The following is an 11,782-nucleotide window of genomic DNA, read 5'->3' as shown; positions in this document are numbered from 1 at the left end:
CTGGACGAGGGACTCGGCGGTCTCCCGGTCGAAGACGTCGGTGCAGTACTGGAGTGCGCCGCGCAGGCCGCCCGGGGTGCCGGTCGTGCTGTGGGACTCGGCGAAGGAGAAGCCGAGGTCGAACTTGACGCGGTGGGTCTCCACCGGTTCGTGGTGGACGGTGAGGCCGGGGAGCTTGGCGATCTCGTCCAGTGCCTCGGTGGGGCCGGCGTTGTTGAGGTTGAGCATGGTCTGGAAGAGGGGGTGCCGGGAGAGTGAGCGCTCCGGGTTGACCGCCTCCACCAGCCGCTCGAACGGCAGATCCTGATGCGCGTACGCCGAAAGGTCCGCCGCCCGGACTCGTTCCAGCAACTCCGCGAAGGTCGGATCACCGGAGACGTCCGTGCGCAGCACCAGCGTGTTCACGAAGAACCCGACCAGCTCGTCCAGCGCGTCATCCGTACGGCCCGCGATCGGCGTGCCGAGCGGGATGTCCGTGCCCGCGCCCAACCGCGACAGCAGGGTGGCCAGGCTGGCCTGGAGCACCATGAACAGACTTGTGCGGTGGCCGCGTGCCATGCGGGTGAGGCTGTCGTGCAGGTCGGGCGGCAGCTCGAAGGTGACGACGTCGCCGCGGTAGGAGGCCACCGCCGGTCGCGGGCGGTCGAACGGCAGTGACAGCTCCTCCGGCAGTCCTGCCAACGCCTGCTTCCAGTGCGCGAGTTGACGGGAGGCCTCGCTCTCCGGGTCGTCCTCCGTGCCAAGGACATCGCGCTGCCACAGGCTGTAGTCGGCGTACTGCACCGGCAACGGGGCCCACTCCGGTGCCGTACCGGCGGCCCGGGCCGCGTACGCCGCCGTCAGGTCACGGGCCAGCGGGGCCCGTGACCACGCGTCGGTCGCCACGTGGTGGGTGAGGAGCAGCAGGACGTGTTCGTCGGCGGCGACCTCGAACAGTGAGGCCCGCAGGGGTGGTTCGGTGGTCAGGTCGAAGGGCTGTCCCGCTGCTTCGGTGAGGTCGGAGTGCAGACGGCTCGCGTCCGTGGCGACGACGGTGAGGGCGGGGCGGACCCCGTCGAGCACGATCTGGAACGGGCCCTCGGCGTCCTCCGCGAAGACGGTCCGCAGGGTTTCGTGGCGTGCGGTGAGGTCGGCGAGGGCGTTCTCCAGGGCCGTCCGGTCGAGGGTGCCGGACAGCCGCAGGGCGACGGGTGAGTTGTAGGCGGCGCTCGGGCCCTCGAAGCGGTGCAGGAACCACAGGCGGCGCTGAGCGTGGGACAGGGGCAGCCTGGCGGGACGCGGGTTCACCGCGGTGACCGGGGTGCGGGCGGCGCCGTTGCCGGTGTCGAGGGCGCCCGAGAGGCCGGCGACGGTGGGGGTCTCGAAGAGCTGGCGGATGGACAGTTCGGCGCCGAGGACGGTGCGGATGCGGCTGACGAGTTTGGTGGCGAGCAGGGAGTGGCCGCCGAGGGCGAAGAAGTCGTCGTCGATGGTCACCGCGTCCAGGCCGAGGACTTCGGCGAACAGGGTGCACAGGATCTCCTCGCGCGGCGAGCGCGGGGACCTGCCGCCCTCCGACTGCGGCCCGTAGTCCGGGGCCGGCAGCGCACGGCGGTCCAGCTTCCCGTTCGGGGTCAGCGGGAACGACTCCAGCGTCACGAACGCCGACGGCACCATGTAGTCCGGCAGTTGAGCGGACGCGTGAGCGCGCAGGACGTCGGCGGTCACGGGGGCGCCCGCGGTGGCCGCGTAGGCGACGAGCCGCTTGTCGCCTGGCTGGTCCTCGCGGAGCAGGACGGCGGCCTGGGTCACGTGCTCGTGGCCGGCGAGGACGGCCTCGATCTCACCCAGCTCGATGCGGTAGCCGCGCAGCTTGACCTGGCCGTCGCCGCGGCCGACGAACTCCAGCTGGCCGTCGTGGTTCCAGCGCAGGACGTCGCCGGTGCGGTACATGCGGGAGCCGGGTGGGCCGTAGGGGTTGGCGACGAAGCGCTCGGAGGTCAGGGCCGCGCGCTGCCAGTAGCCGCGGGCCAGGCCGGTGCCCGCGATGTACGCCTCGCCGGGGACGCCGGGGGGCACGGGTCGCAGTCCGCTGTCGAGGACGTACACCTGGGTGTTCCAGAAGGGGCGGCCGACGGGGACCGGGCCGGTGGAGGCGGGGGCTCCGGCGGGGATGCGGTACTGGACGCTGTTGACGGTGGCCTCAGTGGCTCCGTACACGTTGAGGACGCCGGCGTCGGGGCGGCGGGCCCGCCAGCGGTCGGCGACCTCCCCGAGGAGGAGTTCCCCGCCGAGCATGATCAGCCGGCTGGGTGAGGCACCCATGGGCAGGGCCTCCAGCAGGGCGAGGACGCTGGGCGTGCCCTTGAGGAAGGTGGCCTCGGGGCCCTCGGCCGCCCGCTCGTCGAGGTCGGCGACGTGCACCAGGCCGCCGGAGACGAGCGTGGTGTAGAGGGCGGTGACGGTGAGGTCGAACGAGATCGGCGAGTGCAGCAGCGAGGTCCCGGTCATCTCCGGGTACGCGTGCCGGGCCCACTGCAGATAGGCGCCGAGCGACCGGTGCTCGATCACCACGCCCTTGGGGCGCCCGGTGGAGCCCGAGGTGTAGATGACGTACGCCGGGTTGGCGGGCCGTGGTGTCGTCGCCAGCGCGGTGTCGGGACGGGCGGCGAGGTCGGCCGTGAGGGCCGGGTCGTCCAGGAGGAGCCTCGGTGCCTCGCAGGCGGGTATACGGGAGTCGAGTGCCCGGGTGGTGAGGAGCAGCGCGGGCCGGGTGTCGGCGAGCATGAACGCGATGCGCTCGGTCGGGTAGTCGGGGTCCACGGGCAGGTAGGCGGCCCCCGTCTTGAGGACGGCGAGCAGCGCGACGACCGTGTCGCAGTCCCGGGGCAGTGCGATGGCCACGAACCGCTCGGGGGCGGCGCCCTGGTCGGCGAGTACCTGGGCGAGGCGGTTGGAGCGGGCGTCGAGTTCGGCGTAGGAGAGGGTCCGGCCGCCGCTGGTGACCGCGGGGGCGTGCGGGGTGCGGGCCGCCTGGGCGCGGAACAGGTCGAGGACCGAGGTGTCGGCGACCTCGTGCGCGGTGTCGTTCCACACGCCGAGGACGCGGTCCCGTTCTTCCTCGGTGAGCACGTCGAGGCGTCCGACGGGCTGGTCGGGGTCGGCGACGAGGGCGCGCAGCACGCGGACGAAGCGGTCCAGGATCCGCTGGGCGGCGGCTTCGTCGAAGACGTCGGGCCGGTGGCTGAGCCGGAAGGTCATGGTGTCGCGGGCGGACGCGATCAGCAGCAGCGGGTAGTGGGTGGCCTCGCGGTTCTTGCCGGGGGCCAGGCTGATGGCGGCGCCGATGCCGGTGCCGGCGGTGCCGGACCGGTTGACCGGATAGTTCTGGAACACCATGGAGGTGTCGAAGAGGTCGCCGTGTCCGGCGACGCGCTGGATCTCGGCGAGGCCCAGGTGCTGGTGGGGGGTGAGGGCGGCCTGTTCGTGCTGGACCCGGGCGACGAGGTCGGCGAGCGGTTCCGCGGCCCGCAGCCGGATCCGTGAGGGCAGCGTGTTGATGAACAGACCCACCATGCGTTCGACGCCGTCGAGCTCCGGCGGGCGCCCGGAGACGGTGGTGCCGAAGACGATGTCCTCGCGTCCGAGGTGCTTGCTGAGAGCGATCGCCCAGGCGGTCTGCACGACGGTGTTGAGGGTGACCCCGCGGCCGCGGGCGATCTCGGTCAGGGCGGAGGTGTCCTCCTGGGACAGGGCCGCCCGGACCTCGGCGCCGGCCACGGCGGCCCGGTCGGCGTCGGGGGCCACGAGGGTGGGCTCGACGAGGTCGGCGAACGTGTCGCGCCAGGCGGTGCGGGCGGCGTCCCGGTCCTGCTTCTCCAGCCACTTGAGATAGTCGCGGTACGGGCGGACCCGGGGCAGGGCGCTGTCGTCGCCCGAGGCGTCGTAGAGCGCGAAGAGGTCGCCCATGAGGACGGGCAGGGACCAGCCGTCGAGCAGGAGGTGATGGTTGGTCAGGACGAGCCGGTGCCGGTCCGCGGCGAGCCGGAGCAGGGTGAAGCGCAGCAGCGGCGGCCGGGCCACGTCGAAGCGGGTGGCGCGCTCGGCGGCGATCAGTTCGGCGCCGGCTTCGGCGCGCTCGGCCTCCGGGAGGCCGGTCAGGTCCCGTTCGCTCCAGGGCAACCGCACCTCCCTCATGACCAGTTGGGCCCAGTCGCCGTTCTTGCGCTGGCGGAAGGCGACCCGCAGGTTGGCGTGCCGGGCGAGCAGCTTCTCGGCGGCGGCCCGCAGGGCGGCGGTGTCCAGGGCGCCGTCGATGTCGAACGACATCTGGACGACGTAGGGGTCGAGCTCGCCCTCGTCGTAGACGCTGTGGAAGAGCAGGCCCTCCTGGAGCGGGGCCAGCGGCAGGATGTCCTCGATCTTCCGCGCGGTGCGACTCACTTGCTGGCCTCTTCTTCCTTCTCGAAGTCGTGCGGTTCGTCGTCGAAGTCGCCGAGTCCGTCGAGCTCGTCGGCGTCGTCGAACAGGTCGTCCAGTTCCTCCTCGAACGCCTCGATCTCGTCCTGGCCGATCGAGGACAGCGAGACGTCGGAGGGGGTGAGGCCGCCCGCGTGCGGGTTCTCGGAGTGCGTGACCAGGGCGCTCAGCGCCTGGAACCACAGGTCGGCCAGCTCGCGCACCTCGGCTTCGTCGAGGATTCCGTCGGCCCAGGTCCAGAACGCGACGAGTTCGGAGCCGTCCGGGCCGTCGTGGGTGCGGGCGTTGAGCTCCAGGGGGTGGGCGAGCGGCAGGTGCGGGGGGTCCCCGGCGACCGCGTCGACGCCGGTGACCGGGGTCCAGTCGGCGGCCCGGTCCCCGTCGGCGGCGGTGAAGCGGCCGAGGTAGTTGAACGCCACGTGGGGCGCTGCCAGGTCGTCGAACGCGGGTGCGGTGGCCGGGTTGAGGTGACGGACCAGGCCGTGGCCCATGCCCTTGTCGGGGACGGACCTGAGGTTCTCCTTGACCCGTTTGGCCACGGCTCCGGCGGCCGGACCGCCCGCGAAGGCCCGGGCCAGGTCGGCGCCCCCCGTGTCGAGCCGCACCGGGTACAGGTTGGTGAACCAGCCGACGGTGCGGGACAGGTCGGCGCCGTCGACGAGGTGTTCCTCCCTGCCGTGGCCCTCCAGGTCCAGCAGCACGCTCGGTCCGCCGTGCCGCCAGCGAGCCCAGGCCAGGGTGAAGGCGGCCAGCAGGATGTCGTTGATCTCCGCGTGGAAGGCGGCCGGGACGCGGGTGAGCACGGCTTCGGTGACCTCGGCCGGCAGGGTACGGGTCAGCCGTCCGGCCGTGGCCTGGGTGTCCCGTGCCGGATCCAGGGCGCGTCGGCCCAGCGGGGGCCCGGCCGCGCGCAGGACGTCCTGCCACCAGGCCGTGTCGGCGACCCATGCGGCCTTGCCGGCTTCCTCGGTCAGGCGGGTGGCCCAGCGGCGCAGCGAGGTGCCCACCGGCTGGAGGCCGGGTTGCCGCCCGGCGGCGAGCGCCTCGTACGCCTCGGCGAGGTCCGGGATGAGGATGCGCCAGGAGACTCCGTCGACCACCATGTGGTGGATGATCAGGAGCAGCATCCCGGGCGTGTGCGGGCCGCGGTCGAACCACACGGTCTGCACGAGGTGTCCGTCGGCCAGGTTCAGCCGGTCCCGGGCAGCCGCGCCCTCCCTCTTGACCAGGGCGTCGAGTGCCTCGCCGGTGACGTGCGCGGCGTCCACCCGCCGGATCAGGGTGCTCGCGTCCACGGCGCCGGGTTCGCGAATCTCCAACCGCCGTTCGGGGGCCGGTGCGAGGCGGGCGCGCAGGGCGTCGTGGTGGTCGAGCAGAGTCTGCACGGCCCCGGTGAGGGCATCGGCGTCGAGGGCGGCCGGTACCCGCAGGACGGCGGACATGTTGAACGCGTCGAGGTCGTCGGTGCGGGCGAGCAGCCAGTGCATGATCGGGGTCAGCGGGACATCGCCGATGCCGGCGCCGGGCTCCTCCACCAGCGCGCCGCTCGTCTCCGTGACGACCTCGGCGAGCGCCGCCACGGTCCGCTGTTCGAAGACATCTCGCACCGACAGTTCGAGACCGGCCCGCCGTGCGCGGCTGACCAGCTGGATCGACATGATGCTGTCGCCACCCAGGTCGAAGAACCCGTCGTCGACACCGACCTCGGACAGCCCGAGGACGTCCGCGAACAGTCCGCACAGCGCCTTCTCCCGATCCGTGCGCGGTCCGCGGCGGTCGGTGCCGGTGCCGTGGTCGGGGGCCGGCAGAGCACGCCGGTCCAGCTTGCCGTTGGCCGTCAGGGGCAGTTCGCCGAGGACCACCACGGAGGACGGGACCATGTAGTGGGGCAGTTGCTGTTCGAGGTGGGACCGCAGCGAGCGGCGCAGGTCGGTGTGGTGCCCCCGGTTCTCCGGCACGACGTACGCCACCAGCCGGAGCGGAGCGTCCGCGTCCTGGCGGGTGACGACGACCGCCGTGTCGACGGCCGGGTGGTCGCCGAGCACGGCCTCCACCTCACCGGGCTCGACCCGGAACCCGCCGATCTTGACCTGGTGGTCGGCCCGACCGAGGAACTCCAGCTCGCCGCGGTGGTTCCAGCGCACGATGTCACCGGTGCGGTAGAGCCGGCTGCCGGGCTGTCCGAACGGCGAGGCGACGAAGCGTTCCGCCGTCCGGTCGGGGCGGCCGAGGTAGCCGCGGGCCAGTTGGGCGCCGCCGATGTAGAGCTCGCCGCGCACCCCGGGCGGGACCGGGCTCAGTGCGGAGTCCAGCACGTACACCGACGCGTTCCACAGGGGCTGGCCGATGGAGGCGGCGGTAGGCCACTCGTCGATGTCGTCGGGGAGGGTCGCGGTGGTGGCGGCGTGGGTCTCGGCCGGGCCGTAGATGTTGTGTGCCATCCGCCGCCAGCTGCTCGCGCAGAACTCGCGCAGCTCATGGCTCAGCCGGAACTGTTCGCCGCCCTGGAAGAGGTCGGTGAGGGAGTCGAGGCGTTCGCCGGTGTCCGCGGCCGCGGCGAGCACGGCGTCGATCACGAGCGTCGGCGCGAACAGCTCGTTGATGCCGTGCCGGGTGATCCAGCGGGCCAGCTCGTAGGCGTCGCGGCGGACGTGGTCCTCGGGGATCACCAGAGTCTTGCCGGCGACCAGCGCCTGGAGGATCTCCTGCACCGCGAAGTCGAAGGAGACGGCGAGGAACTGCGCGGTGCGGGTGCCGACGCCGCCGCTGTAGGTGCCGGTGTGCCAGGCGAGCAGGTTGACCAGTGAACTCATCGGCATCACCACGCCCTTGGGGGCGCCGGTGGAACCGGAGGTGTAGACGACGTAGGCGGGGTGCCCGAGGTGCGTGGGGCGCACCCGGTCGGCGTCGGTGGGGTCGGTGTCCGGGGCCGCGGCGAGCGCCCGGACCGTCTCCGGGGCGTCGAGCACGACGTCCGCGGCCAGGTCGTCGCCCAGCGTCGGGCGGGTGGCCGTGTCCGTGACGACGATCCGGGGCGCGCAGTCGCTCAGGACGGCACACAGCCGCTGCTCGGGGGCGGTGATGTCGAGGGTGAGGTAGGCCGCCCCGGTCTTCAGGGCCGCGAGCAGGGCGACGACCAGCTCGGGCGAGCGGGGCAGCGCGATGGCCACCACGTCCTCGGCACCCACGCCCGAGGCGGCCAGCAGGTGCGCCAGCCGGTTGGCACGGGCGTTCAGCCCGGCGTACGAAAGGGTCGTGTCCTCACTGATCAGCGCGGTCGCCCGGGGCTCGGCGGCGACCTGTCGTTCGAAGAGCACCGGGACCGGGTCCGGGGGCACGTCGTGCGCGGTGCGATTCCACTCCTCCAGGACCCGCCATCGTTCGGCGGGCGCCATCACGTCGAGCCGGCCTATGGGTCGGCTGGGTTCGGCGACGACTCCTTCGAGCACGCGCAGCAACCGGTCGGCGAACTCCCGGGCGGTGCCGTGGTCGAACAGGTCGGCGTTGTACTCGACGGCCGCGCGGAGCCCTTCGGGTTCGCCGTGCGGGCCGTATCGCTCGTCGAAGAAGAACGCCAGGTCGAACTTGGCGCGGCCGGTCTCCGGTGCCTGGACGTCGACGGTGAGGCCCGGCAGACGCAGGACGTCGAGGGCCTCCTGGTTGTTGTCGAAGCCGAGCAGGACCTGGAAGAGCGGGTGGCGGGCCAGGGACCGGGCGGGGCTGAGCACCTCGACGAGCCGCTCGAACGGCACGTCCTGGTGCCCGTACGCGGCGAGGTTGGTCTCCCGGACCCGGGCGACGAGTTCGGTGAACGTCGGGTTCCCCGAGGTGTCGGTGCGCAGCACCAGCGTGTTGACGAAGAACCCGACGAGGTCCTCCACGGCGGCGTCGGTCCGGCCGGCGACGGGAGAGCCGATGGGGACGTCGGTGCCCGCCCCGAGCCGGGTCAGCAGCGTGGCGAGGGCGGCCTGCGTCACCATGAACAGACTGGTGCCGGTCTCCCGGGCGAAGGCGGTCAGCCGCGCGTGCAGGGCCGCCGGCACCTCGAACGGCACCCGGCCGCCGCGATGGGACTGCCGGGGCGGGCGGGGCCGGTCGACGGGCAGCTCCAGCTCCTCCGGCAGGCCCGCCAACGTGCGCTTCCAGTGGTCGAGTTGCCGGGAGATCTCGCTGTCCGGGTCGTCCTCCGAGCCGAGCACCTCGCGCTGCCACAGGGTGTAGTCGGCGTACTGCACGGGCAGCGGAGCCCAGGCGGGGGGCTCGCCACGGGTGCGGGCGGTGTAGGCGAGGGACAGGTCACGGGCCAGGGGGCCCATGGACCAGCCGTCGCCGGCGATGTGGTGGACGACCAGGACCAGGACGCGCTCCCCGTCGCGTGCCGAGAACAGCCAGGCCCGGACGGGGAGTTCGGCGGTCAGGTCGAAGCGGTGTGCGGCAGCGGCCCGCACCCGCTCCTCCATCTCACCGCGGGCGACATCCGCCTCGATCAGTTCCGGCAGGGCGTGCGCGGCGGGCAGGACGATCTGGCGCGCCCCGTCGGCGTCCTCGGTGAACAGGGTGCGCAGCGACTCGTGCCGTGCCACGACGTCGGTGAGCGCCTGCCGCAGAGCGGCACGGTCGAGAGCGCCCTTCAGCCGCAGCGCCACGGGGATGTTGTAGGTGGCGCTGGGGCCCTCCAGGTGGTTCAGGAACCACAGGCGCTGCTGCGCGTACGACAGCGGGATCCGCGCCGGACGCTCCACCCGCGTGACCGGGCGCCGTGCGCCGTCGGCCTCGTCCAGGGCGTCGACGACCCCGGCGACGGTGGGGTTCTCGAAGAGCCGGCGGATGGAGAGCTCCACGCCCAGCACCGAGCGGATCCTGCTCAGCAGCCGTACGGCGGACAGCGAGTGGCCGCCGCGGTCGAAGAAGTTGTCGTCGATGCCCACCGAGGCGACGCCCAGCATCTCGGCGAAGACGGTGCACAGGATCTGCTCCCGCGGGCTGCGCGGTGCCCGGGACCGCACGGGCCACACGCCCGCCCCGGCGGCTTCCGTACCGTCGAGGGCGTCGACGAGCCGCAGTTCGCCGTCTGCCGACCAGCGGGCCGGCCGTCCCGTGCGGTACATCCAGCTCGCGTGCGCGAACGGACACGGCACCCACCGTTCCTGTTCCGCGGCCTCCCCGGCCGGACCGGGGCCCGTCACGTACAGGGTGCCCGGGACGCCGGGCGGCACCGGGCCCAGGGAGTCGTCGAGGACGTAGGCGCGGGCACGGCCCGCCGGCGCGGGCAGGGACACCCTGGCCAGTTCGGCGGCCACCGCGGGCCTGGTGGTGTCGCTCCACTCGTCGAGCACGACCGTGCGCTCGGCCGGGTCCAGGACGTCGACCGAGCCGATGGTCCGGTCGGTGTCCCGCGTCAGAGCGGTCAGCAGGCGGACGAAGCGGTCGGCCACGGAACGGGCGGTGCCCCGATCGAACAGTTCCGCGGAGAACTCCAGGTCACCGATGACACCGGCGGGCCGGCCCGCGCTGTCGAAGCGTTCCGTCAGCTCCCAGTTGAGGTCGAACTTGGTGTCCTCGATCGGCAGCCGCTCCAGTGCCACCGCCAGCCCCGGCAGTTTCGCCACCTCGGCGACGGTGTCCCGCGGATCCGTGTTGTGCAGGGTGAGGCACACCTGGAAGAGGGGGTGCCGGGTGAGCGAGCGCTCCGGGTTGACCGCCTCCACCAGCCGCTCGAACGGCAGGTCCTGATGCGCGTACGCCGCCAGGCTGCGCGCCCGGACCCGTTCCACGAGCTCGGTGAACGTCGGATCGCCCGAGGTGTCGGTCCGCAGCACCAGGGTGTTGGCGAAGAATCCGACCAGTTCCTCCACCGCCGCGTCGGTACGGCCGGCGATCGGCGAGCCGACGGGGATGTCGGTGCCCGCCCCGAGCCTGGTGAGCAGCGCGGCCAGCCCTGCCTGGAGCACCATGAACATACTGGAACGGGTCGTGCGGGCCACCTCGGTGAGCGCTTCGTGGAGTTCGGCGGGCAGCCGCAGGCAGACCTGCCCGCCGCGCTGCGTCACCACCTCACCGCGGGGGCGGTCGTAGGGAAGCTCCAGCTGGTCCGGCAGGCCCGCCAACGTCTCGGTCCAGTAAGCCAGCTGGCGGGAGATCTCGCTGTCCGGGTCGTCCTCGGAGCCGAGCGCCTCCCGCTGCCACAGGCTGTAGTCGGCGTACTGCACCGGCAACGGAGCCCACTCCGGAGCGGAACCGGCGACCCGGGCCGCGTACGCCGCCGCCAGGTCCCGGGCCAACGGTCGCATCGACCAGCCGTCCCCCGCGATGTGGTGCAGGAGCAACAGCAGGACGTGCTCGTCCTCGCCGACCTCGAACAGCGTGGCCCGCACGGGAGGCTCCACGGCCAGGTCGAACGGGTACCGCGCCGAGTCCACCAACCGGTCGCCGAGCCGGTCCTCGTCCACCGCGACGACGTCGAGCCCCACGACGGCCTCGGAGGGCTCCAGGATCACCTGGGTGAAGCCGTCCTCGTCCTCGGTGAACACGGTCCGCAGGCTCTCGTGCCGGCCGACCACGTCCGCCAACGCCCGCCGCAGCGCCTCGCGGTCCAGCGGTCCCGTCAGCCGCAGCGCGCCCGGCGCGTTGTAGGCGGTACTGCCGTCCTCCAGCAGGCTCAGGAAGCGCAGCCGTTGCTGGGCGTACGACACGGGGATGCGGTCCGGCCTGGCTCCGACCGTGACACCAGGACGCCGTTGCGGGACCGCACCCTCCTCCAGCGCGGTGGTGATGCCGGCGATGGTGGGGGTCTCGAAGAGCTGCCGGATGGGCAACTCGGCGCCCAGCACGGTCCGGATGCGGCTGACGAGCTTGGTGGCCAGCAGGGAATGGCCGCCGAGCCGGAAGAAGTCGCCATCGATCGACACGCTCTCAAGCCCCAGGACTTCGGCGAAGAGCGTGCACAGCACTTCTTCCCGCGGAGTGCGGGGGGCCCGGCCTGCTGCCGTCTCCAGCTCAGGGGCGGGCAGGGCACGGCGGTCCAACTTGCCGTTCGGGGTCAGGGGCAGCGCATCCAGGGTGACGAACGCGGACGGCACCATGTACGCGGGCAGCTGCGCCGCCGCATGAGCGTGCACGTCCTCGATACCGGTACCGACGATGTAGGCGGTCAGGCGCTGATCCCCGGGGCGGTCCTCACGCACGACCACCGCCGCCTGCGACACCTGCGGGTGCGACATCAACACAGCCTGGATCTCACCCAGCTCGATACGGAAACCCCGCACCTTGACCTGGTCATCCACCCGGCCCACGTAGACGAGCTGACCGTCAGAGGTCCAGCGGG

General features: G+C 72.6%; 2 protein-coding genes. Both read right to left on the bottom strand.

Translation table 11 applies throughout. The features are described 5' to 3' along the window. Positions 1-4,422 (bottom strand): non-ribosomal peptide synthetase (locus AQJ46_RS50820; RefSeq protein ID WP_159064285.1); only part of this gene is annotated, 4,422 nt, incomplete at its 3' end. Continuing rightward, on the bottom strand, positions 4,419-11,782 hold a 7,364-nt coding region (locus AQJ46_RS50815; RefSeq protein ID WP_159064284.1), incomplete at its 5' end, for a non-ribosomal peptide synthetase. The genes AQJ46_RS50820 and AQJ46_RS50815, both read right to left, overlap by 4 nt.

The organism is Streptomyces canus (assembly GCF_001514145.1).
GTDB classification, from domain to species: Bacteria; Actinomycetota; Actinomycetes; order Streptomycetales; family Streptomycetaceae; genus Streptomyces; species Streptomyces canus.
The sequence above is the reverse complement of the archived record's forward strand: the minus strand, read 5'-3'. Positions and strand labels throughout refer to the sequence as shown.